Annotated in this window: 11 protein-coding genes; 4 read left to right on the forward strand and 7 right to left on the reverse strand. The window is 68.7% G+C overall.

Going from position 1 to position 24,710, the window contains the following annotated elements; translation table 11 throughout:
- Positions 1-79: 79 nt before the first annotated feature.
- Together AC0CH8_RS13055 and AC0CH8_RS13060 are read left to right on the forward strand one after the other, a co-directional pair.
- Entirely contained in the window at positions 80-2,908 is a 2,829-nt protein-coding gene (locus AC0CH8_RS13055; RefSeq protein WP_465240269.1) for a DUF2339 domain-containing protein, read from the forward strand.
- Complete coding sequence (locus tag AC0CH8_RS13060) at positions 2,905-4,245, forward strand: DUF3999 family protein (RefSeq protein WP_465240270.1); 1,341 nt, start codon at positions 2,905-2,907, stop codon at positions 4,243-4,245. The genes AC0CH8_RS13055 and AC0CH8_RS13060 overlap by 4 nt, the downstream gene beginning before the upstream one ends.
- Here the strand turns inward: AC0CH8_RS13060 and pbpC are convergent.
- Positions 4,232-6,340 carry a penicillin-binding protein 1C gene (gene pbpC, locus AC0CH8_RS13065; RefSeq protein WP_465240336.1) on the reverse strand — a complete coding sequence of 703 codons (2,109 nt, stop codon included), beginning with the start codon at positions 6,338-6,340 and terminating at the stop codon, positions 4,232-4,234. The genes AC0CH8_RS13060 and pbpC overlap by 14 nt on opposite strands.
- Before the next feature lie 238 nt (positions 6,341-6,578).
- On the reverse strand, positions 6,579-12,317 hold the full coding sequence (locus AC0CH8_RS13070; protein ID WP_465240271.1) for an alpha-2-macroglobulin family protein: 5,739 nt from the start codon (positions 12,315-12,317) through the stop codon (positions 6,579-6,581).
- A gap of 133 nt (positions 12,318-12,450) precedes the next feature.
- Here AC0CH8_RS13070 and AC0CH8_RS13075 point away from each other — a divergent pair, with 133 nt between their 5' ends.
- Entirely contained in the window at positions 12,451-13,485 is a 1,035-nt protein-coding gene (locus tag AC0CH8_RS13075; protein ID WP_465240272.1) for a cupin-like domain-containing protein, read from the forward strand.
- Positions 13,486-13,758: 273 nt separating this feature from the next.
- Here AC0CH8_RS13075 and AC0CH8_RS13080 read toward each other — a convergent pair whose 3' ends face one another.
- The 5 genes from AC0CH8_RS13080 to AC0CH8_RS13100 are packed head-to-tail and all read right to left on the reverse strand — an operon-like array spanning position 13,759 to position 20,864.
- Positions 13,759-14,769 carry a cupin-like domain-containing protein gene (locus tag AC0CH8_RS13080; protein WP_465240273.1) on the reverse strand — a complete coding sequence of 337 codons (1,011 nt, stop codon included), beginning with the start codon at positions 14,767-14,769 and terminating at the stop codon, positions 13,759-13,761.
- Positions 14,766-16,289, reverse strand: a complete 1,524-nt coding sequence (locus AC0CH8_RS13085; RefSeq protein WP_465240274.1) for a tryptophan halogenase family protein — start codon at positions 16,287-16,289, stop codon at positions 14,766-14,768. Before AC0CH8_RS13085 ends, AC0CH8_RS13080 begins: the two co-directional genes overlap by 4 nt.
- On the reverse strand, positions 16,286-17,884 hold the full coding sequence (locus AC0CH8_RS13090; RefSeq protein WP_465240275.1) for a tryptophan halogenase family protein: 1,599 nt from the start codon (positions 17,882-17,884) through the stop codon (positions 16,286-16,288). The genes AC0CH8_RS13085 and AC0CH8_RS13090 overlap by 4 nt, the downstream gene beginning before the upstream one ends.
- A complete protein-coding gene (locus tag AC0CH8_RS13095; protein WP_465240276.1) occupies positions 17,881-19,353 on the reverse strand; it encodes a tryptophan 7-halogenase in 1,473 nt (490 codons plus the stop codon). Before AC0CH8_RS13095 ends, AC0CH8_RS13090 begins: the two co-directional genes overlap by 4 nt.
- Complete coding sequence (locus tag AC0CH8_RS13100) at positions 19,350-20,864, reverse strand: tryptophan halogenase family protein (protein WP_465240277.1); 1,515 nt, start codon at positions 20,862-20,864, stop codon at positions 19,350-19,352. The genes AC0CH8_RS13095 and AC0CH8_RS13100 overlap by 4 nt, the downstream gene beginning before the upstream one ends.
- Positions 20,865-21,100: 236 nt before the next feature.
- Here AC0CH8_RS13100 and AC0CH8_RS13105 point away from each other — a divergent pair, with 236 nt between their 5' ends.
- Entirely contained in the window at positions 21,101-24,643 is a 3,543-nt protein-coding gene (locus tag AC0CH8_RS13105; RefSeq protein WP_465240278.1) for a TonB-dependent receptor, read from the forward strand.
- Positions 24,644-24,710: the final 67 nt, after the last annotated feature.

Genomic DNA, 24,710 nt, shown 5'->3' on the forward strand with positions numbered 1-24,710 from the left:
CGCGCCCCCTCGACCGGTGGAGGGGGCTGGGGCATGTACTCATCGGCGTCGTCGAGACGCCGCGGGGGACAGACGGCCGATGATCGTATGGATGGCAATCGTCGGGGCGCTGGCGGGCTGGCTCGCCGCTGGCCTCGACAGCTATGGCTTCTTCCTCGGCGGTCTTTGCGGCGCGTTCGTCGGCTGGGGCTTTCGCAGCGCGGTGCGCGCCGAAGTAACGCGCGCGACCGCACCGTTGCAGGACCAGATCGCGGCGCTGATCGCGAACGGCGTCGCCGCGCCCGACCCCTTTTCCGCGCCCGCCGTGCCCGTGCCCGTGCCCGTGCCCGTCCCCACTCCTGTGGTCGTCCCCGCCCGCGCGCAAACGCCACAGACGGATAGCTGGTCGGCCGCGCCATCGCCTCGCCAACCCGCAGCCCGGGAACCGGTGACGACGACACCGCCGGAACCGGGCATCGTCGCGACGACGATCGCCGCGGGCATCGCCGCCGCGAAGGGCTGGCTGCTGGGCGGCAACACGATCGTGCGCGTCGGACTCGTCATCCTGTTCGTGGGACTGTCCTTCCTCGCCAGCTATGCCGCCGCCGCGGGACTGTTCCCGGTCGAGGCGCGGCTGGCGCTGATCGTCGCGGCGGGCATCGCGCTGCTGGGCTTCGGGTTCCGCACGCGAACCGACCGGCCCGGCTTCGGGCTGGCGCTGCAAGGCGCGGGCATCGCCACGATCTATCTGACGCTGTTCGCGGCGGTGAGGCTGCTCGACGGCTTCCCGGTCGCTGCCGCCTTCGCGCTGATGATCGTGGTGTGCGCGCTCGGCTGTGCGCTGGCGCTGCTGCAACGGTCGCAGGCGCTGGCGACGACCGCCTTCGCCGGGGGCTTCGCCGTGCCCGTCCTGCTCGCGGGTGGCGGCGGCAACATCGTCGGCGTGTTCGTCTATTACACGATCCTCAACGCCGCGATCCTGTTCATCGCGCAGCGTCAGGCGTGGCGCGTGCTGAACCTGATCGGCTTCTTCGCCACGTTCGGAATGGCGACGCTGTGGGGCACCACCAGCTATCAGCCGGGCGACTATGCCGCCGCGCAGGGCTTTCTGATCGTCTCCGTCCTGATCTACGTCGCGACCGCCGTCCTGTACACGCGGGCGACGCCCGGCCGTCTGGGCAATGTCGTCGACACCACCCTGTTGTTCGGGCCGGCGCTGGCGGGGTTCGGTCTTCAGGTCGGTCTCGTAAGCGACCGGCCCTTCGGCAGCGCCTTTGCCGCGCTGGGCTTCGCGGCGCTGTATCTTGGCGTTGCGATGTGGACCATGCGGTATCGCAAGGACACGTTCCGGGTGATGAACGAGACGATGCTCGCAATCGGCATCGGCTTCGTCACGTTGGCGGTGCCGCTGGCGCTCGGCGCGCGCTGGACGTCGTCGGCCTGGGCGCTGGAGGGAGCGGGCGCGTTCTGGGTCGGTATGCGGCAAGCGCGGTGGATGCCGCGGCTGTTCGGGCTACTGCTGCAAGTGGTCGCCGCGCTGGTCTACATCGCTACCTTCGACACCACCGCCGCCGTCCCGCTCGCCAACCCGGCGTTCCTCGGTGCGATGCTGATCGCGCTGGCAGCGCTGGCGACGGCGTGGTGGTTGCGGGAGCCACTGCCGCACAGCGGATCGCGGATGGCGCAATCGTATCAGCGTGTGGAGCACGCGCTGGCCGCGCCCGCCTTCCTGTTCGGCTTCGCCTTCTGGTGCGCGGCGTGGGCGGCGGAGGCGATCCGCGCGGTGCCGTCACTCCGCGCTGACGCCCTGCCGGTGCCGGTCATCGATCCGGCCCTGCAACCGGTCGTCGTGATGCTCACCGCCGTCGCGAGCGCGTGGCTGGCGCAGATGCTGGGCCAGCGCCGCCGCTGGGCGGTCGCATTCTGGCCGAGCTACGCTGCGCTGCCGGCGCTCACGCTGGCATTCGCGACCGGCGTGATCGGCTTCGGCCGCAACATCCTGTCGATGCCCGACTGGCTGATGTGGGGAGCGGCGATCGCGCTGCACCTGCGCATGCTGTTCGTGAACGATCGCGAGGCGTCGGCTCCGCGCGAGATGCTCGCGACGACCCATGTCGGCGGGGTGCTGCTGGGGGTCGCGATGCTGGCCGACGCGCTGTGGCTGGGGATCGACCGCGCCGGCTTGTGGCGCACGGCGTGGGCGGAGGTCGTGTTCCTCGTTGCGAGCATCGCGGTGCTGCTCGCCCTGACGCTGACCGCCGGGCGCGCGATACGGCATGCGGCGGACAAGCGCTGGCCGCTCGACCGGCATGCCGCCGCGTATGGCTGGGTCGCAGCGATCCCGATCGCCGTGCTGGTCTATGGCGGAGCGCTGCTGACTGGGCTGCTGTCGTCCGGCGTCGCGCCGCCCCTGCCCTACGTACCCGTGCTGAACCCCGTCGACCTGTCGCTGGGCCTGTCGCTGGCGACGCTGGAGGCGTGGCGGCGCACGATGCTTACCGCCGTTCCGGTCCCGCCCGGCGCGGCGAAGCTCGGCGGAACGGGCGCGCTGTCGGCGCTGGCCGGGCTCGCGTTCGTGATCGTCAACACGGTGTGGCTGCGCATCGCGCATCACTGGCTGGGTGTGCCGTGGTCGATGGACCTGCTGCTCGACAGCGTCGTCGTCCAAACCGGGCTGGCGATCCTGTGGACGGTGTTGGCGCTGACGCTGATGGTCGTGGCGCATCGTCGCGTGCGGCGGACGCTTTGGCTGGTCGGGGCCGGGCTGCTGGCGCTGACGGTTCTGAAGCTGCTGCTGATCGATCTCAACGCCGCGGGTGGCGGCGCGCGCATCATCGCGTTCATGGGCGTCGGCGTGCTGATGCTGGTCGTCGGCTATCTCGCGCCCTTGCCACCGAAAGACAGCCACCCCGCCGAGGCGCTGGCATGAGGCGCCTGCTCCATCACGCCGCCGTCGTCCTGGCGCTGGCCACGCTGGTCGCGGCCGCACCCGAGCAGAGCGACACGCCGGATCGTTATGCGGTACGCGCACCGGTCACCGTCGCCGCGGGATCGGCGGTGCAACGGCTGACGTTGCCCGCGGCGGTGATCGCGGCGTCGCGCACCGGTGGACTGAACGATGTGCGCGTCTTCGATGCCGACCACCGCGCGATGCCGATCGCCCGCGCAGCCCCGGCCGACGCACCGGGCCGCCGCGTGTCCCTGCGGGTGATGCCGATCCTGGGTAGCGGCGACACGCTGGACGTCACCGGGGTTTCGCTGCGCATCGACGACAGCGGGCGCGCCAGCGTCGCGCAGGTCGAGGGCAAGCCCGGCAACCGCGCGACTACCGCAACGCTCGGCGTCCTGCTCGATGCCCGTCGGATCGTCACGCGCGCCGCCGGCCTGTCGCTCGACGCCACCTTGCCCGCCGGCCAGCCTGTGACCTTCGTCGTGGACGCCAGTGACGATCTGAAGACATGGCGCACTTTGGGCGACAAGACCGTCTACCGCGCCGGCGACGCCCGCGATGCCGTCGCGATCCCGCTGGACGGCGCGCGGCTGAACGGCGACTATCTGCGCGTGTCGTGGCGCGGGTCCTCGCGACTGTTGTCGCCGGTCGGCGTCGAGGGCGCGGCGTTGCTGACACAGGCCGACGCCGCGGCGAGCGTCACGGTCGCCGCGACTCTGCCGCCCCTGACGGACGCGCATGCCATCGAGTTCGTCGCCCCGTTCGCCAGTCCGATCGCGACGGTGCGGGTGCTGCCGACGGGCAACGACATGATCGTGCCGATCCGCATCCTCGGCCGCGACAACCGGGAGCAACCGTGGACGGCATTGGGCGACGGCACCGCCGCCCGCGCCGATCTCGCCACGAGCGAGCGCAGTGCCATTATGGTCGGCGACAGCCGCCATCGCCTGTGGCGGATCGAGGCCGACGGGCGATCGCCCGGCTTCACCGCGCCACCGACTCTGGAGCTAGGCTTTGCGCCAGCGGCAGTCGTGTTCCTCGCGTCGGGTCGTCCACCCTATACGCTGGCGGTGGGGCGCGCCGGGACGGCCGATCCGTACCTGCCGCTGGCGAGCCTCCGGACGACGACGCCGGCGACCGCGTCGATCACGCTGCCCGCGACCACGCTGCATCTGGCAGCGGCCGACGACAGCGGCCGGTCGAGGCGGCAGGCGCTGCTCTGGGCGGTGCTGCTCGCGGCGACCGCGCTGCTCGCGGCGATGGCGTGGATGTTGTGGCGACGCACCGGCCGGGACGCGCCGGTCAGCGGATCGTGAAGCGCGCCTGATCGACCACCCGGCCGGCCGTGTCGACCAGCCGCAGCCGGTGCGGCCCCGGCGCGGGCATCACCTGCGGCCGGGCCAGCGCCGGGCCGAGATCGCGGTCGTCCAGCATCAGGCGATACGCGGCGGCGCTCCCCGTCACCGCGACCGCGAACCGCTGCCGGTCCGGCGGAATGTCGGGGTCGATCGCGTAGACCGTGCCGGTGACCGGATTGGCGATGCGCGGCCGCCGTGCCTCACCCGGCGCGGCGGCGATCAGCGTCTGTCCGGTACCGCGCAGGAAATACTCGCGCCGGGGCTGCTCGATCCGGTCGGCGAACGCGATTGCGCGCGCCTCGACCCCGGCGGGCGGCGGCGGCGCGCGGCCGGGATTGCGGGCGTGCAACGCCAGCATCAGGTCGCGCCACACCGGGGCCGCGCCGCTGGTGCCCGAGACCGCCCGCATCGGATCGCCCTCCAGATTGCCGACCCACACCGCCACCGTGAAGCGATCGGAGAAACCGACGCACCAATTGTCGCGCATCGCCTTCGACGTGCCGGTCTTCACCGCCGCCCAGAAGGGCAGCCGCAGCGCCGAATCCAGACCGAACGTAGCCGCGCGCGCATTGGGATCGGCCATCATGTCCGCGACGATCCACGCCGCCGCGGCCGTCGTCACCGGCCGCGATACGGCGGGGCGCGCACGTAGCAACACGCGCAGCGGCGACCAGCGCCCGCCGTTCGCGAGGCTCCGATACGCGTCCGCTTGCTCCAGCAGCGTCACCTCCGCCGACCCCAGCGCCAGCGAGAAGCCGTAATATTGCCCGTCCTCGGTCAGGCCGCGGTAGCCGGTATCCCATAACCGGTCGCGGAACGGATCGACCCCGACCAGCAACAGCGTCCGCACGGCGGGCACGTTCAGCGACCCCGCCAGCGCGCTGCGCGCCGACACCGGCCCCTTGAAGCCGTGATCGTAATTCTGCGGTACATAGAGCCCGGACGCCGTATCCAGTTGCACCGGCGAATCGTCGAGGATCGACGCCGCCGTTAGATATCCCCGCTCGATAGCCTGCGCGTACAGGAACGGCTTCAGCGTCGATCCCGCCTGCCGATAGCTGTTCGCGCCGTCCACCGCCGCCGCCGTCGACGCGCCGCCGATCCCGCCGACATAGGCCAACACGTCGCCGCTCCGGTTGTCGACGACCACCACCGCGCCGTCGCGGGCCCGTGTCCCGCCCAGCCCCTGCAATTGCCGACGCAACGCCCCGATCGCCAGCCGCTGCAACCCTGCATCCAGCGTCGTCGCGACACGCAGGCCGGGCCTGGTCAGCAGGCGATCGGACAGATGCGGCGCGAGACCGGGGTCGAGCGCCAGACTGCGCGCCGGGCCGAGCATCGACGCCGCCTGCGCTTCGAAACCGGAACAATCGCCTGCCCGCGCCAGCCGGCACGCACGGCGCGCCAGCCGGTCGGCGCTCGCCTGCGGATCGGGCAGCAACGCCGCGAGCAGCACCGCATCGTCCCGGGCGAGCGCGGCCGGCGTCTTACCGAAAAAGCCCATCGCCGCCGCACCGATCCCTTGCGCCTCCCCACGGAACGGCGCGAGGTTCAGATAGGCCTCCAGAATCTGGTCCTTGCTCCAGCGTCCTTCCAGCGCCCGCGCGGCGCGCATCTGCCGCAGCTTGTCGCGCCACCCGCGCGCGCCGGGACGCGCCAGATCGGGAGCGAGAAAACCCGCGACCTGCATCGAAAGGGTTGAGGCCCCGCGCGCGGACTGTCCCGCGATCCGCCGCCGCACCGATCCCGCCAGCGCCAGCCAGTCGACGCCGCCGTGCGAGGCAAAGCGATGATCCTCCGCCGCGACGATCGTCCGCGGCACGACCGCGGCAATCCGGTCGAGCGGCGTCCAGGCCAGCCGCCGCGTCGCGAAATCCACCCGCGCGCTGTCGATCAGCACGCCGTGACGGTCGTACAGCCACGCCTCCGACGGGCGATAGGCGGCACGGGCCTGTGTGTAATCCGGGATCGGCGGCGGATAGGTCGCGTAGTCGACGACTGCGAGGAGGGTGAAGGCAACCAGCACGGCGATCCATCGCCAGCGCCGCCTCAAGACCTCCCATGTTCCCGCGAGGGCCGGCCCCCCGCGCCATGCCGCCCCACGTTCGCCGGTCACAGCCGAGTCCGGACTGATGCCTTCCGCCCCGCACGTCGCCTGCCGTTCACGCCCATGACCTCGCACCAGCCGTCATGCCGGGCTGGTCCCGGCATCCACGATACCGCGCATCCTGACGGATGAGGCGTTCCAAAAAAGCGGATGCCGGGATCGACCCGGCACGACGGTGGCAACGTCACCGCATCCCCACCACGACCGGCACATTGGGTACCGCCGCACGGATCGCGGGGGAGTACATCGCCTCGACCCGGCTGGGCGGCATGCCGAAGCGGCCGGCGCCGTTCAGCCGCACGGTGTAGGCGACCACGAAGCGCCCACGTGGGACCCACGCGAAATACCCGCGCCATGCGTCGCGGCCACGTTCGACGTACGACGGCTGCACGCCCTCGCCGTCGCCGCTCGCCTGCAACATCGCCGACTGTCCTCCCAGGTCGCCGACGATCGTCGCGCCCGCCGGAATCGGGTCGTTGACGACCACCCAGTTGCGCTCCGCGGTGGCGTCGACGGTGATCGTCACCTTCAGCACGTCGCCGCGTGTCAGCCGGCCGGGGTTCCGCGCCTGCACCGGCGTCACCTGCCGCGTCATGCGATAGCCGGCCGACAGAGGCGACTTCAGCGGCACCGCCGCAGATACCGACACCGTCGCCCACGGCCCCGCCCCGCCCGCCTGCGCCATCCGCAGCGGTGTGGGCGCGGCGAGCAGCGGGAAGGACGTCACACGCTGGTCGCCCGCCAGCGGCCAGCCCTTCGCGATCTGCCGCGCGCCGTACGCCAGCGTCGTCTTGCCCGCCACCGCCTCCGCCGGATACAGCCCGCCGAACTTGCGCGCGACGACGGTGCCCCACGCGTTCGCCGTCGTCGTATCCCAATGCCCGCGGCTCTGGCGCAGCGTGGCGCCGACCATCATGCGCGGCGCATCGTCCTGCCAGCCCGGGCGGCCGAGCGTCACCAACGTCGCCTTGATCGCGGCTTCGTCGCCGGACGACATCAGCCACCACGACTGCGACGACTGGTCCGTCAGGTCGAGCCGCGTGCCCTCATACACCAACCGGGTGCGCAATACGCGCTCGCCCTCCGCCTTCAGCGCGGGTCCGTTGGCGAGGCCGGGGATACGGTCGAGCGCCGCGAGATAGTCGGCCAGCGTCGCGGTCGGCATGTCGGCGGGCGGCATGCCGATCTGGCCGAGCATCGCCGGCGTCGCCGACCCGACCCGCGCCAGCGCGGCCAGCGCGGCCACGCGTTGCAGCCGCACGTCGCCATAATCCTCGCGGCGCAGCCGGCCGTCGAGCACCGCCTTCATCGCCTCGATCATCCGCATCTTCGGCGCTTCTGGCAACGCCAGCCCCGCCTCGCCGCTGATCGACAGGACATACGCGGTCAGCGCCTCCGACCCGTTCATCGTATCGCCGGGGAAGTAGCGCAGCAGCCCGTCGGGCGCCTGATAGGTCGGGATATCGCCCGCCAGCCGCGCCCAGCCCGCCGCATCACCCAGCACGACGATCCGCGACAGCCGCTGTTCGAAGCAATTGTACGGATAACCGCTCATATAATCGCGCACGCCCTTCAGCGAGGGCACGAGGCTGTCGTCGAGGCGCACGTCGACGCTGCCCCGGCCCGGCAGCGCGCCCGCAGGCGGCGCGATCGGGATCGTCGAGCCCGCGTTGACGCGCGCCAGCGTCGCCGCCCAGACCTCCACTGGCACCGCAGGCACCACGTCCTGCGTCACCGTGACCTGATCCGTCGCGCGGCCGTCCGATGTGCGTGCCCGCACCTGCCAGCGCAGCGAAGCGACACCATCCGGCGCGGTCAGGTTCCACGCGACCGGAGCGGCACCGCCCGCCGGGATCGTCACCGTCAGCGGCTTGCCCTGCGCCACGCGCGGGAAGACGTCGACGTTCGCCGTCACCGTCATCGGCTTCGCCGATCCGTTGCGCAGCGTAAACGCGGCGGCATAGAGGTCGCCGGTCCGCACCAGCGGCGGCAGGCCGGCATAGATCGACAGGTCCTGCGCGGTACGGATATCCGCGCTGCCGGTGCCGAACAGCTGTGCACCGTCCGTCGCGATCGCCACCAGCTTGAAGGACGACAGCGCGTCGGACAGCGGCACGGCGACGCGCGCCTGACCGCGCGCATCCAGCGCCACCCGCCCGCGCCACAGCAGCACCGGCTGGAAGTTCTCGCGGTTCAGCCCCGACATATCGCCGCCGCCACCGCCGCCGGCCTCCACCGCCTTGCGGCCGTAATGGCGCTTGCCGACGACCTGCATCTGCGCGGTCGCGGTCAGGACCGACAACGGCCGCTCTCCCATCTCGGCGGTCAGCACATCCCAGCTATCGTTCGGCGCAAGCTGCAACAGCGCCTGATCGACCGCAACGAACGCGACATCGGCGGTACGCGCCGGCTGGCCGTCCGGCGTGCGGACGCGGATCGCCACCTGCGCGGTGTCGCGCGGGGCATAGCGTTCGCGGTCCGCCTTCACGGCGACCTGCAACCGGTGCGCCTCCCACCCGACCTTCACCTTGGCGATGCCGATCCGGTAGGCGGGCTTGGCGAGGTCTACGAGCGCAGTCGGCTCCGGCGCGTCGTCGGGCGCGTCCGACAGCCCCAACGTGCGGGCGATACCGTGCAGCCAGCTCCAGAACCCGCTCGTCGTGCGACCCCGCACGACCATCACCGACACGAACACGTCGGGCGCATACGCCCCCGTCATCGGCACCGACACCACCGGGTCGGAGCCCGACAGGCGCGTGACGAAGCTGGACAACACACCCTCGCGCTCCACCGTCACCAGCGCGGTCGCCTCGCGGAACGGCATCCGCACCTGGAACCGTGCGGTTTCCCCGGACGCATAGGATTGTTGTTCGGGGACAAGGTCCATGCGGTCGCCATTGTCGCCGCCGAACCACCAGTCTTCATCGCCTGCCAGCCAGACGCTGCGCACCGCGCGCGCCGTCCGACCCTCGCTGTCGATGGTGGTCGCAACGGCGTAGATTTCGCCCGAGACGCCCGGATCGACCTTGCACTGGGCCAGCCCCTGCGCATCGGTCGTGGCCGCGCAATCCGCGTCGATCTTCGTCGTCCGCATCTGGTTGTCATAGGCGTAGAAGCCACCGATCAGCCGCCGCCGTGCGGTCAGCACCTGCCGGCTGTACAGCGCGACCGAAATCTTCTGGCCCTTGATTGGCTTGCCGCCCGTGTCGAGCGCGACGAAGCGCAGGCGCAGATCGTCCTTCTTCATCAGCCAGCCGTCGGTCTTCACGCCCAATTGCACGCCCGAGGCGAAGATCGGGATCGTGCGCGACGCGGTCAGCGTCTCGCCGTTCGCATCGCGATAGTCCATCTCCACCTGCATGTCGGCATTGCCGTCGAGCGACTGCGGCACCTCGATCGTCTGCCGCGCGGTGCCGTCGCCACCCAGCATCGCGGGCAGGGTCTGCGTCGGCGGCAGCTCGGTCCGCTCCTCCTCGCCGTCGCCGTCGAGCGCCTTGACACCCTCGGTCACCGGCCGGCCGCCGAAGGTGTAGCCGTCATACCCGTCCGGCGTGGCGCTGTGCGCGAACCAGCCGACGCGCAGGTCGACGCCCAGATTGGACGCGCCGCCACCCGACAGATAGCCGACGAACAGGTCGAGCGGCAGGTTGGCGGGACGGATCGCCGCCTCCTTCGGCCCGGTCACCGTCGCGCGCATCGTCGGCAACTTGTACTCGTCGACGCGGAACGACTGGCCGATCTCGATCGATCGCCCCGCCGCCTCGATCGACAGGTCGTAATCGCCCATCGGCGCGCCCTGCGGCGCGGCCCACTGGTTCTCGCCGATGCCGTTCGCATCGATCTTGAGCGGCAGCTCGAATTGCGTGTCCGACCCACGATGCGTCAGCTTCAGCGTGCCGGTCACGCCGGGCGCCAGCGCGAAGCCGCTGCCGTTCGGGCGACGCAGGATGTGCTTCATGTGCACCGTCTCGCCCTGCCGGACGAGCGCGCGGTCGAACACGGTGTGGACCATCTCCCCGCGCGCCGAATAGCCATAGGGCAGGTCGAAGTCGTAGGGGCGGATACCCTCGCCCCATTCGGTTAGTGTGAAGCTGAAATCGCCGTTGCGGCGCGCCGACACCATCAGCGCATGCGATCCGGTCTCGCTCGAACAGTCGCTATACGTTTCCGGCTCGGGCAGGCCAGCGGGTACGTACAGCCCGCCGCTGCGATCGGTGACGCCCCGCGCCAGCAGCTTGCCCGTGCAACTGTCGGTGACGCGCACCTCCGCATTGGCGGCGGGCTTTCCGTCCGACAATTGCGTCACCCACGCCAGACTGCGCTCGCGGCCCCATTTGAAATGGACCGCCATGTCGGTGACCAGCGCCGCGCTGGCCACGTAGCGCGGTACGTCGCGCCCGAGCAGCGCGCGGCCCAGCACCGGGCTGGCGAGTTCGACGACATAGAAGCCCGGCTTGCTAAGCGGGATGCCGACGACCTCGAAATCCTTGCCCTTGCCCGGCAGCGCGACGGTCATCGCCGCGCCCGAGCCGGCGGTCAGGATCGGTTTCTCGCCGGTGTGGTTGATCCGCACCGTCTCGCCGCCCCGCTCGACCTCCTCGAAACTCGTGTCGTCCGCGCTGTCGACGGTGCGCAGCCATTTGGCGATATCGCCGTCCGAACCGTCGACGCGCATCGTCTGGCCGTTCACCGTCAGCTTCCGCCCCTGCAACGCCGGCTCGACGTTGCGCACCGTCACCGGCAGCACGCCGCCCTGTTTCGCTTCCAGAATGCCGAAGCCCGCGGCGAACTTCACCAGCGGCGGCGCGACGTCGAAGCGCACCTCCAACGGAAAGCGCTCTGCGTTCGCGAGTGGTCGGTCGCTCTCGTCCTTGATGTCGGCAGGTAGAACCAGCGTAGCCGCAGTGCCGAACGGCAGCGGGTTGGCGAAGGTCACGTCCGATGTCGTCGCCTTCTTGCGATCATCATCGTCGAAGGTCGGCGCGATCGTCTTTCCGTCCGGCGTCCGGATTCGGATCGCCGCCGCCTGGCTCATCGGCACGGGCGCGGTGAAACGGACATACGCCTTCTCGACCGGGCTGCACCCCGCCTGCGGATTGACGCGCGAACATTCGAAGCGAGCGGTGAAAGGCTGGCGGACGGTATAGTCGAAACGCTGGTCCGCGCCCGCCAGCTTGCCGCCCGCCCCGGCGATGTTCGCGCCCCATACCAGCGCCACGTCGCGGCCCGGCGGCAACGGACGGCGGCATTTCAGTGCGGTTACCGTCGACAGCAGCGGCTGGCGATCCGGCGCGCTCGCCGGGATAGCCGTCGGCAGGCCCGCGCTTTCGAGGAAGCTGCGGACCTCCCATTGCCCGGTGCCCATCTTGCCCAGCAACTCGCCCGCCAAACTGGCCGGCAGCACGTCGACGGCGATTCGTTCGCCGATCCCGTCGACCGCACAGTAAGCGTTGGCCGCAACGGACGCGGGGGTCGCGGCCATGTTCGCGGCGACGAGGAACACCTGATCCTCCTCGATATTGCGCCCCTGCCCCGGCAGCACCACACGCGCCACCGGCCCGCCCGCATCCACCTTGAAGCTCTGCTGGCCCGCCAGCGCATAGCCGCTCGCGCTCTTCAGACCGTCGCGCGTTTTCATCTCGCATGCTGTGCCACCCGGCAGCGGAGTGGCGAATTCCCAGACATAGGTCTGCTGATCGACCCAGCGTCCCTCGCCGCCGACCGCGCACTGGACCGTCAGCGGTCCCTCCGCCCGGGGATCGCCCAGTGCGACCATCGGCTGGCTGAAGCGGATCGTGAAGCGCTCGATCGAACCATTGCCGACACCGGGCGTCGCCATCATGACCTGTGGCGCACTGTCGCCGAACGCCGTCAGCGGCGCGAGCGCAAGCGCCAGCAGCGCGATCCGAACCGTCAGCTTCATCGTACCCCGTCCCCGCCACTTGCAATCAGGCTAAGCTCCCGCGCGAACAAGTCCAGTGGGAGCTGACGTTGGCGCCGCCGGCAGGCCGTGGTTTCCGGTGGTCGCCGCAGCCGGGACCCTGTAGGATCCGCACGTGCTTCGACACTCGTCCGCCCCCGACCGCCGCGTCGCCGAACGATCCGCCGTCGACGGTGAGACCTTCGCGCGCGAGGTCGTGGGCGAATACCGGCCGATCATCCTGCGCGGGCAGGTCAGGCACTGGGCCGCCGTCCGGGCGAGTGGCGGCGGCGACCGGGCGATGGCCGAGTATCTGGCGGCGTTCGGCGGCGGCAAACCGCTCGACGTGATGATCGGCGCGCCGGAGATCGCCGGTCGCTTCTTCTACAACGACGATCTCAGCGGGTTCAATTTTCAGCGACAGCATGTCGCGCTCGGCCAGTTGCTGGGCGAGCTTCTCCGCTTCGCCGAGCAGCACGTCGCTTCACCGCACGCGCTGTACGCCAATGCCGCGACAGCGCCCGAGCATCTGCCCGGCTGGGACGCCGACAACGCGTTGAACCTGCCGACCGGCAATGCGCCGGCCCGTCTCTGGATCGGCAATGCCACGCGCGTCGCGACCCATTACGACCAGTCCAACAACATCGCCTGCGTCGTTCACGGCCGCCGCCGCTTCACGCTGTTCCCGCCCGATCAGATCGCGAATCTATATATCGGGCCGCTCGACAACACGCTGGCGGGGCCGCCGTCGAGCATGGCCGACCCGGCGGCCCCCGATCTCGACCGCTACCCCCGCTTCGCCGAAGCGCTGGAGCACGCGCAGGTCGCCGAGTTGGAACCGGGGGATGCGATATTCGTGCCGGCGATCTGGTGGCATCACGTCGCTGCGCTCGACCCGTTCAACGTGCTGGTGAACTACTGGTGGAATCACGAGGAGACGGCGTCGCCGTTCGGCGCGCTGATCCACGCGCTGATGAGCGTCCGTGACCTGCCGCCACCACAAAAAGCGGCATGGCGGGCGTGGTTCGACCATTATGTATTCGATGCCGACGCCGATACTGTGGCCGCGCACCTCCCCGAGCATGCGCGCGGCGTCTTGGCGAAGGGCAGCCCCGCAAGGACCGAACGGCTTCGCGCGTTTCTGATCCGAATGCTCGGCGGAAAGGTCTGACCCGGGGTCTGCGTCCGTGACGGGATGTAGCCGTTCGCGCTGATCGCTCCCGCACCACCACCGGTCCCTAGTAGTTCCTTCAGCCACGAACCAACCATGTCTCCCCGCGAAGGCGGGGACCCAGTACTGGGCTCCCGCCTCCGCGGGAGCACATGGGCGCTGGACAAGTCGCGATCCCTGCTGGAAGCGGATCAGTAGCTAGCCAGCCCAGCGCAACAACACAGCTGGGGCGATCGTCGTCCTCCCAACCCAAACATTGCCCCGGCCGGACGGTCAGCCCCGCGAAAAGCTGTCGAGCAACGTCGCCCGCATCCGTGCCGCCGTCGTGGCGTCGGCGGTGCCGAGCACGCCCTTCACGTCGTCCGGCAGGTGCGCGGCCGGTTCGCCGTTCATGCGGAAGACGAGGTGCTCGAACACGTCGCGGTACACGCCGCGCTGATCCTGCGGCAGTGACCCGATCGCGACCAGCGCGTGCAGCAGCGCGTCGTACGGATTGCCCATCCCCGTCCGCGCCGGGTTCCACCAGTAATTGACGAACGCGTTGACCGAATCCAGCGACACCACCGCATGCCACCAGTGGAACGGGATGTAGATCGCGTCGCCCGGCTCCAGCGTCGCCGATCGCCCGACCTTCGCCGCCTCCGCGAAGCGGGGGTAGCGGTCGAGATCCGGCGCGTCGGGATCGACCAGACTGATCGGCGTCCCCGCCGGCGTCAGTTCCAGCGGCCCCATATACAGGTTTGCTATCTGGTCAGGCGGGAACAGCGTGAACCGTCGCCGGCCCATCACGACGACGCCGATATTCTCCATCAGGTCGTAATGCGTCGCGACGCGGATCGCATTGCCCAGCCACATGCGCGGCACTACCGCGGGCGGCAGCAGTCCGCTCTCGTTCGAATCCGCGAAGCCGGGCAGCAATTGCGGCAACGGCACCGACTGGATCGCCATCGCATAGGGTTGCGCATGATTGCGGTCCCGCAGCAGCCGGTCGAGGAATGGATCGAGCGGCGTCTGCCCGCGCACGAAGTTCAGGCTCTTCAGGTCGGGCGTGTAGAAGAACCGCCCCTCGATCGATGGCTCGCCGAGGATCGCGGACACCGGCTGCGGATGGCTGAACCGCTTCAGGTAACCGACGCCCTCCTCCGCCGATGCGCGCGCCGCGACGACCGCCGGCCAATCGCAGCCGAGCCCGCGCAGCACGACGGGCTGCGCCGCGGGGCGCACCTCCTCCTCGAACGTGCGGCGATCGATGCGATCGATCTCGGGCAGCGGCAGATAGGTCACGCGGCGACCGCCAGTTCGCAACCGATCCGGCGCAGATACTCGTCCTGCTCCGGCATCAACGTCGCAGTGTCGGCCACCACCTGACGGATGTGCTGGAGCCGCGAGAGCGTCTCGGTGTCCGACAGCAGGTCCGCGGCCGGGTGGTATCCGCCCGCCTCTACTCCCTGCCCGACCATCACCGACAGCCAGCTCGTCTCCGTGAACAGTTCCTCTCCCTCTCGGAAGATGCGGCCGTTCAGGCGGAACATCGCCAGCTTGTCGGCCAGCCCCGCCGGCGGCTCGAGCGTCCGGCAATAATCCCAGAACGGCGTGTCGGTCCGCTCCGTCGCCTTGTAGTGTAGGATCAGGAAATCGCGGATGTCGAGGTAATCGGCGACATGCGCGGCGTTGAACCGATCGATCTCCAGCCGGTCGAACCGCTTCGTCGGCCAATAGGTCATCAGCCGGGCGATCGCCGATTGCACCAGATGGATGCTGGTCGATTCCAGCGGCTCCAGGAACCCGCCCGCCAGTCCGAGCGCGACGACGTTGCCGACCCAGGCACGACGACGATGCCCAGCGGTGAAGCGCAGCGGCCGCGGATCGGCGATCGGCCGACCGTCCAGATTTGCCAGCAACGTCGCCGTCGCCTCGTCGTCGGAGATGTGAGCGGATGAATAGACGTAGCCATTGCCGATCCGGTGCTGGAGCGGGATGCGCCATTGCCAGCCCGCGTCGCGCGCAGTGGACCGGGTCAGCGGCTGGCGGTCGCCGCCATTCTCGCATGGAACCGCCACCGCACGGTCGCAGGGCAGCCAACTGCTCCAGTCCTCGAAGCCCGCGGCCATCTCGCCCTCGATCAGCAGCCCGCGAAAGCCCGAGCAGTCGATGAACAGGTCACCCGCGACCCGCTTGCCCGATTGCAGCACCACCGCCGCGACATGGCCGCTCTCGCCGTCACGCTCGACGCCGACGATCCGCCCCTCGGTCCGGGTCGCGGCGTTCCCCTCCGCCAGCCGCCGCAGGAAACGCGCGTACAGCCCCGCATCGAACTGGTACGCATAGCCCAGCTTGGACAGGGGCGAGCCCGGCTGGTCCGGGCGCGGATGCGCGAAGCGGCCCTGCAAACCGCCGACGATCGCCAGCGAATAGGCGTCGAGCGGCGTCGGATCGCCCAGCACCCTGCCCTTCAGCCAGTGGTGGTGAAACTCGATCCCCTTCATATCCAGCCCATAGAAGCCGAACGGGTGGACGTAGCGGTGGCCGGGCCGCACCCAGTCGACGAACTCGATACCCGACTTATAGGTCGCCCGCGTCTCCCGCATGAATTCGGCTTCGTCGATGCCGAGCATCTTGTTGAACAGCACGATCTGCGGGATCGTCGCCTCGCCGACCCCGACCGTCCCGATCTCCTCCGACTCCACCAGCTCGATCGACAGGCCCGGTATCTCTCCCAACACGCGGGTGATCGCCGCCGCGGTCATCCAGCCGGCGGTACCGCCGCCGACGATCACGACGCGGCGGATGGCGTCCTCCCTCACAGCGGATTCGCCGAAAAGTTGAACGGCGTTTCCGACGCGAACGCGAAATTGGGCTCGTCCTTCACCGCCGCAACCGGCGTAGCTGCGTTGGCCAGCGTCGCGCCGGTGTGCCGCAAGAAGTCGGCATGCGTCGGCAACTGGTCCGCGACCTGTAAATAGTCGCGGCGCATCTGTTCCAGCGCGGTGGCAACCTTGTCCTCGTCCAGCGCGTCGACCGCCGGCTCGTATTCGTCGGGCACGATATGCTGGCCGAGGCACACCGCGACCCAGCTCGTCGTCGCGAACAGGTCGCGCCCCTCGCGGAAAACGCGGCCTTTCGCGCGGAACAGATCGATCTTGCGGTGAAGGCTGTCGGGAATGTCCATCGTGCGGCACCGATCCCAAAACGGCGTGTCGCTGCGCCGGGTCGCCTTGTAGTGCAGGATCACGAAATCGCGCACGTCGGCGTAAAGCTCGTCCATCTGGCTGTTATATTCGTCGCGTTCGACGGGGTCGAAGCGACAGTCGGGAAACAGCGCAATCAGTTTCGCGATGCCGGACTGGACGAGGTGGATCGACGTCGATTCCAGCGGCTCGACAAACCCCGACGACAGCCCCAGCGCGACGACGTTGCGGTTCCAGCCCAGTTTCCGTCGCCCCGTCGTGAACGAAAGATGCCGCGGCTCCGCCAGCGGCTCGCCCTCCAGATTCGCGAGCAGCTCGCGCTCCGCCGCCTCCGCCGTCATGAACTCGCTGCAATAGACCAGCCCATTGCCCATCCGCTGCTGCAACGGAATGCGCCACTGCCAGCCGGCGCTGCGCGCGGTGGCGCGGGTGAAGGGGTCGGGATCGCCCAAATAGCGGCTCGGCACCGCGACCGCGCGGTCGCAGGGCAGCCAGTGCCGCCAGTCCTCATATCCGGTGTGCAGCGCCTCCTCGATCAGGAGCCCGCGAAAGCCGGAGCAATCGATGAACAGTTCACCCTCGACCGCTCGCCCGTCCTCCAGCGTCACCGCGGCGACATGGCCGTCCTCCGGCCGCAGCACCACGTCGACGATCTTGCCCTCCAGTCGTTGAACACCGTTGCCCTCGGCGAACCGGCGCAGGAAGCGGGCATAGAGCGCCGCGTCGAAATGATAGGCGTAGAGCAGGTCCTTGACCGCCGATTGCGCGTTGGGGCCGGGCGTTGCGAACTTGCCTGCCTGCGCCGCTACCGCGCTCATCGACCAGGCGGAGATGTCCTGCATCACTCGACGCTTGCGTTCGCGCAGATAGAGCTGGTGGAAATGCACGCCGCCCAGGTCGTGACCGTGCGAGCCGAACGGGTGGAAATAGCGTTCGCCGACATCGCCCCAGCCCGCGAATTCGATGCCCAGCTTGTACGTACCGCCAGTCTCACGGACGAAATCATGTTCGTTGATGCCGAGCATGCGGTTGAACGTCAGCAGCGGCGGGATCGTCGCCTCGCCGACACCGACCGTGCCGATCTCCTCCGACTCGATCAGCGTCACGCGCGTGACCCCGTTGTTCAGGAAGCGCGACATCGCGGCGGCCGCCATCCAGCCGGCGGTGCCGCCGCCGACGATGACGACGTTGCGGATCGTGTGTTCGTTCATCGGGCAATCCGTTTCATCTGGGCGGCATGATGGTCGGCGGCAGTAGGGAAACGCGGCAGCGCCCGCACGATCGCGGCGCGGTATCCGGCCATCGCGGCGTCCGAGCGGTCGGGCGGCGTCGCGCCGATCAGCGGGTCGGTCCGCCGCGGCAGGAAACCCTGCCCCAGCAGCACCGCCAGCCAGTCGTCGCGCGCAAACGTCTCTTCCTCGAAGAAGCGCAGCCGGCCGCGCTCGGCGAACAGCGCCAGCGTGCTCGTCAGGCTCTCGGGTAAGTCGGCAGGCACCTGCCAGAACGGCTCCGGCCGGCGCGCAGCGGCGTAATGGCACAGGACGAAATCGCGCACGCGAACGACCTCGGCCGCCGCCTGACGATTATAATCGGCGATTTCGAGCGGGTGGCAGGCGCGGCCAGGCATCATCGACACGATCCGGTCGACCGCACTCTGCGCGAGGTGCAGGTTCGTCCAGTCGAGCGGCTCGATCACCGTCGCCGCATCGCCGATTGCCACGCAGTTGCGCGCCCACGCGTTCGGCCGTGTGCCCTGCTCGAAGGAGACGACATCCCCCTCGACCGGCGAACCCGCCCCGTCCGCCACCATAAAACCGCTGGCATAGCACCGCCCGCGCAACGTCCGACCCGGCGCGCGCGTGGTCCAGCGCCAGCCGGCTTCCTCCGCGACGAGGTGGTCGAGCGGCGACGGCGGCTCGGCCGGCCCGTCCGCCTGCACCAGCCGATCGCAGCGCAGCCAGCGGCTCCAGTCCTCCCAATCTGTATCGATCCGCCCGCGCACGATCCCGGCCGGACCGGCGGCATCCACGAACAGGTCGCCCTCGACCACGCTACCGTCCGCCAGCACGACAGCCTCGACGAAGCCGTCCGCGCCGCGCAAGCGCACCTCCGCCACCGCACTGTCGCGCACCGTAACGCCCAGATGCCGCCCGAACGCCGCCAGCATCGCGCGATAGCGGGCGATGTCGAGCACCAACCCCGGCTGCATCCCTGCGAACGGAGCCTCGGGTTCCACCCCCGCCGGCACGATCCGCCCGGCCCGCGCCAGCATCGCCGCGGGGGAATGCGCGTCGAACGGCGCAGCGCCGCCAGCCTGCGCCGCCCGCACCCAGTGGTGGTGGAACGACGCCGTCCCGAACGGCTGCCCATAGGGTCCATACGCGTGGACGTACCCCGGCAGCCTCTCCGCCCAGCCCTCGAACAGCGTACCCGACCGCCATGTGCCGCCCGCGCGCAGCACCGCATCCTCCTCGCTCAGGCCCAGATCGTCATGGAACCCGACCGTCGACGGCAGCGTCTGCGCGATCCGGTCGGCGAGCGCGTTCGCGGGCGGCTCGGTCGCGACGATCGTCACCGCCAGCCCCGGCACCCGCCGCCGCAGCGCGACGGCGGCGGACCAGCCGACGATGCCGCCGCCGACCACCACGACGCTGCGGATCGGATCGTCCAAATTCCTCACGCCGCGACCGGCATCGGACAATAGTCGCCCAGATAGGTCCGGTGATCGGGCATCCCGCCAACCGCGGCGCGGATCTCCGCCTGCATCTGCTCCATGCCCGCCACCAGACTGTCGACCGATGGCCCCGCCGCACGCGGGTCGTAACCGGCGGGCATCACCCGCTGGCCGAGATAGACCGACACCCAACTGGCATCGAGGAACGCCCCTTCCCGGTACTTGACGATGCGACCCCGCCGCCGGAACAGCTCCATCTTCTCCGCCAGGCTGTCCGGGATCGGCATCGTCCGCACGTAATTCCAGAACTCGGAATCGTCGCGCTCGGTGGCGTGATAATGGAGGATCAGGAAGTCGCGGACGCGGTCATATTCCATGTTGACGATGCGGTTGAACTCGTCGCGATCGACCGACGATGCGCGACGTTCGGGGAACAGTTCGACCAATGCGGTGATCGCCTGCTGGACGAGATAGAGGCTCGTCGATTCCAGCGGTTCGAGGAACCCCCCCGCCAGCCCGATCGCGACGACGTTGTGCGCCCATGCCCGCTCCCGTCGGCCGGCGGTGAACTTCAGCACGCGCGGAGTGGCGAGCGGAGTCCCCTCCACCGCAGCGGTCAGCGCGTCGGCGGCGGCCTCCTCCGACACGAAGCCGCTCGCAAAGACATAACCGTTGCCGGTGCGGTGCTGGAGCGGGATGCGCCAGCGCCAGCCGGACGGCATCGCGACCGCGCTGGTGAAGGGGGTGACCGCCGTCTCGGTGCGGCACGGCAGGGCCACCGCCCGATCCGCGGGCAGCCAGCGCGACCAGTCCTGGAACGGCTCGCCCAGTGCCTTGCCGATCAACAGCGCCGCAAAGCCGGAACAGTCGACGAACAGGTCGCCCTCGATACGCCGGCCGTCCTCCAGCACGACAGCGTTGACATCGCCGCTCCCGCCGTCGCGCTCGACGTCGACGATCCGGCCCTCGCTCCGGCGGGCGCCGAGCGCCTCCGCGAACCGGCGCAGATAGGGCGCAAAGGCCACCGCATCGAACTGATACGCATAGCCGAAAGTCGACGCGATCTGCCGCGCATCGGTGGAGGGTTGCGCGAAGCGGTTAGTCCTCGCCAGCGTGCACGCCATCGAGAATGCCTCGATCGGCGGCAATTCGATGCCGGCGTGCAGCAGGCGCGTATAATAATGATGAAACTGCACGTCGCCGGTGCCGCGGCCGAACGTGCCGAACGGGTGGATGTAGCTGTCGCCGATCCGCCCCCAGTCGCGGAACTCGATACCCAGTTTGAACGTCGCGCGCGTCGTCGCCATGAAATCGGCCTCGACGATGCCGAGCCGTTCGTTGAACGCGCGGATGTGCGGCAGCGTCGCCTCGCCCACGCCGATGATGCCGATCGCCTCCGACTCGATCAGATGCACGTCGCAGCGGTCGGGCAGCAATTTGGCGAGCGCAGCCGCGGTCATCCAGCCAGAGGTACCGCCACCTACCACCACAACCCGTTGACGCGTTGCCGTCTCCATCTACTCCCGTCCCGGTTCGGGGCACGGCTGCGTGGCCGCACTTCTGCCGTTTCATACCAGTTACATGGAGGTTGGACAGAGCCGACCGCGACATTCCAGCAACGGTCCGGCATTTTTTGGTAGCGCGAACATTTCCGCTTGCGACACCTGAAGTGCAATCGTAACATTTGGGCTGAACGATGCTGCGTGGTCAAACCGCGACAAGACGTCGTCTTTATGTTTGGGGAGGGGTCTGAATGTCCGCCAATTATATGACTTCGGAGCTTGCGGCGAATACACGCCGTGGCAAGAAAGCCGTGCTGCTGGGTGTGTCCGCGACCGCGATGTGCGTGTTCGCGTTGAGCGCCCCGGCCTATGCACAGACGGGTGCCGTCAGCGGCCAGAACACTGCCGGATCGGCGACATCGACCAACACGCCGGGCGGCGATCCGGCGGCTCAGCAAAATGCGACAGGCGCACAGGCCGACGATGCTGTGTCCCCTGATGACATCGTTGTCACCGGCATTCGTCAAAGCCTCGCGAACGCCCAGAACATCAAACGCAACTCCGATACCGTCGTGGACGCGATCACTGCGCAGGACATCGGCGCCCTGCCCGATCGTTCCGTGACGGAAGCGTTGCAGCGCGTGCCCGGCGTCTCGATCAATCGCTTTGCCGGCAACAACGACCCCGACCATTTCTCGGTCGAGGGTTCGGGCGTGAACGTGCGCGGCCTGAACTTCGTGCGGTCCGAGTTCAACGGTCGCGACACCTTCTCCGCCGGCATTGGTGGTCAGGCGATCAACTTCGCCGACGTGCCGTCCGAACTGCTCGGCTCGGTCGAGGTCTACAAGAACGCGACCGCCGACCTGATCGAGGGTGGTCTGGCCGGAACCGTCAACCTCAACACGCGCAAGCCGTTCGATAACAAGGGCTTCCACATCGGCGGCGGTGTCGAGGCGAACTATGGCGATTTCGCAAAGAAGTGGTCGCCGACCGGTTCGATCCTGGTCACCAACACCTGGAATACCGGGCTCGGCACGTTCGGCATCCTCGCCAACGCGTCCTATTCGCGGCTGAAGAGCCGCGCTGACGGTATCCAAGTCACCAACTTCCAGACCCGCGACGGCATCCAGGCCGCGACGGGCACGGGCACCAACACCACCGTCACCTGCCGCAACCAGTTGCCCGGCAACACGGACGCCAACACGTTGCTGCCCGGCAACGTCAACGGCGTCGGCGGCGCGTCCTTCCCCAATCCGTCGAACATCTGCGGCAACACCGGCATCGCGGGTGCGGACGGCTTCGCCGACCCGCTCGGCATCGCCTATGCGCCGATCGGCGGCCAGTTCCGCAGCCAGGATTACGACCGCAAGCGCGACGGACAGGCGCTGGCGGTCCAGTGGCAGAGCAACGACGAGCGCACCTCGCTGACGGCGCAGTTCCTGCGCACGCATTCCAGCAACGCCTGGGGCGAGCACACGTTCGAAACCGCGCCCGATCTGTCGGAATACAACACCTATCCCGCGGGCTGCCAGCAGAACGGCAATGGTCCGCTGAACGGCGCGAACAACAGCACGACGCGGGCGGAATGCGCGCTCGGCACCGGCGGAAATTTCGCGTTTGGGACCGATCAGCGCGGCAACGGCTACAACCCGGCGGGCAACTCCTTCCCGAATTTCGCGTACGACCAGAATGGTCTGTTCCAGAGCGGCTTCATCACGCTGCCCGGCTCCGGTTGGCGCACCGCGTCGAGCGGGTCGCCGACGACGACCGTTCCCACCGGCGGCATGCAGCAATCGCTGTCGCGTCGTCAGGTCTATGACGAGAATCTGGTCAAGGATGCCGGCTTCAACCTGAAGATCAATCCGGACGACCATTGGTCGATCAACCTCGATGCGGACTATACCTATGCGCGGCACCAGGTCACCGACCTGAGCGTGTTCGGGTCGACCTTTGCCGACGAGGAGCTGGACCTGACGGGCAAGCTGCCGGTCGTCACCCCGCACAAGCCGCTGACGCTGTCGGCGAATTGGGCAGCCCCCAACCCGGCGATGGCCGCCGCCAGCGACTCCGAATATTTTCAGAGCCGTGATTTCCAGTTCTGGCGCGCGGCGATGGACCACATCGAGGACAGCGTCGGCGATGAGTACCAGATCAAGGGCGACTTCGCGTACAAGTTCGATGACGGCAACTTCCTCCAGCGCGTCAAGTTCGGTGCGCGCTATGCCGAACGCCAGCAGGACGTGCGCTACACCGCCTATAACTGGGGCGCGATCAGCGAAGTCTGGTCGGGAGCGCCGGTGACGTTCAACCAAGGCGATACCAGCCGCTCGTCGCTCTATTCGTTCGACAACTTCTACCGCGGCCAGACCAGTGCCCCGCCCACCGCCCATTTCTATAACGGCGACCTGATCAAGGGCTACGACAGCGCGGTCCAGTTCTTCCAGGCGCAGAACGATATCTGGCGCAACACCAATGGCGCGACCGCCAGCAACCGTTTCGTGGGAGCTGGCCAGCGCGCGGGCGCAATCGCGGGTACGGCGTACCTGCCGTCCGAGGTGTCCAACGTCCGTCAGGAAGACACGGCCGCCTACGCGATGCTCCAATTCGGCAATAACGAACCGTTGTTTGGCGACGTCCGCGTCTCGGGCAACGTCGGTTTGCGCTACGTTCACACTGCCAACGCCTCACGGACCGCGACCGCGGTGCCGAACCGTACCGAGCTCGGCGTGGTCGATCCATTTGCGGTACGCTGCGTCGCCACGTCCCGCACGCTGCCCGACGGCACCGTGCAGGTCACGCAGCCGAGCGGCGTGTGTAACCTTGGCGAGGCCGAGTACACGCGCCTCCGCACCTTCGCCACCGACGGCTACGCATCGCAGCCGGCGTCCTTCTCGAACAGCTATCATTACTTCCTGCCGAGCGCGAACCTGAAGTTCGGCGTAACGCGCGACCTGATCGTGCGCCTCGCCGGGTCGAAGGTGCTGACTCGTCCGGACTTCGCGAACATCCGTCCCTACGTCACCTATGCACTGGAACCGGGATCGGGCACCGTCACGATCAACGCGGGCAACCCGTATCTGAAGCCCGCGACCGCGTGGCAGTTCGACGCGACGATCGAGTGGTATTTCGGCCGTGTCGGGCAGTTGTCGTTCGACGCCTTCTACAAGACCGTCGATGGCTTCTTCTACCAGTCGCTGGTCAACCGGTCGGTGACGAACAACGGCATTACCCAGAACATCCAGGCGCGCGGCCCGGCCAATTACGATGGCAAGGGCAAGATCAAGGGCTTCGAGGTCGCGTATCAGCAGACGTTCGACTTCCTGCCGGGATTGCTCAACGGCTTCGGCTTCAACGGCAATTATACCTATATCGAAAGCTCGGGCCTGCCGAACTCGTTCCTGAACGGAGGCACGCCGTCGTCCAATTCGACGGTCGCGAAGGGTAATCTGCCGCTGGAAGGACTGTCGAAGCACAACTTCAACGCGACGGTGTTCTACGAGAAGGGGCCGATCTCGCTGAGGGCAGCCTACAACTGGCGGTCGCGGTTCCTGTTGACGGCGGCGGACGTGATCTTCCCCTACACGTCGATCTTCAACGACAAGACCGGACAGCTTGACGCCTCGGCGTTCATCAACATCAACCGCTACGTGAAGCTGGGCGTGCAGGGCGTGAACCTGACGAATACCACGACCAAGTTGTTGCAGGCTTACAAGGCGGGTTCGAACGACCTCGCTCCGCGGTCCTACTTCACCAACGACCGGCGCTATTCGATCATCCTGCGCGCCAACTACTGATCCACACCCCGGGATGACATGGGGAGGTGGCACGCCCGTGCCGCCTCCCCTTCTTTTTGTCTGACGT

This window comes from Sphingomonas sp. AC435 (assembly GCF_979253005.1).

Excerpts from the sequence above, each read along its gene's own strand:
- AC0CH8_RS13055 (WP_465240269.1), top strand. The coding sequence starts at position 80 with ATGATCGTATGGATGGCAATCGTCGGGGCGCTGGCGGGCTGGCTCGCC.
- AC0CH8_RS13060 (WP_465240270.1), top strand. The coding sequence starts at position 2,905 with ATGAGGCGCCTGCTCCATCACGCCGCCGTCGTCCTGGCGCTGGCCACG.
- AC0CH8_RS13070 (WP_465240271.1), bottom strand. The coding sequence starts at position 12,317 with ATGAAGCTGACGGTTCGGATCGCGCTGCTGGCGCTTGCGCTCGCGCCG.
- AC0CH8_RS13090 (WP_465240275.1), bottom strand. The coding sequence starts at position 17,884 with ATGAACGAACACACGATCCGCAACGTCGTCATCGTCGGCGGCGGCACC.
- AC0CH8_RS13100 (WP_465240277.1), bottom strand. The coding sequence starts at position 20,864 with ATGGAGACGGCAACGCGTCAACGGGTTGTGGTGGTAGGTGGCGGTACC.
- AC0CH8_RS13105 (WP_465240278.1), top strand. The coding sequence starts at position 21,101 with ATGTCCGCCAATTATATGACTTCGGAGCTTGCGGCGAATACACGCCGT.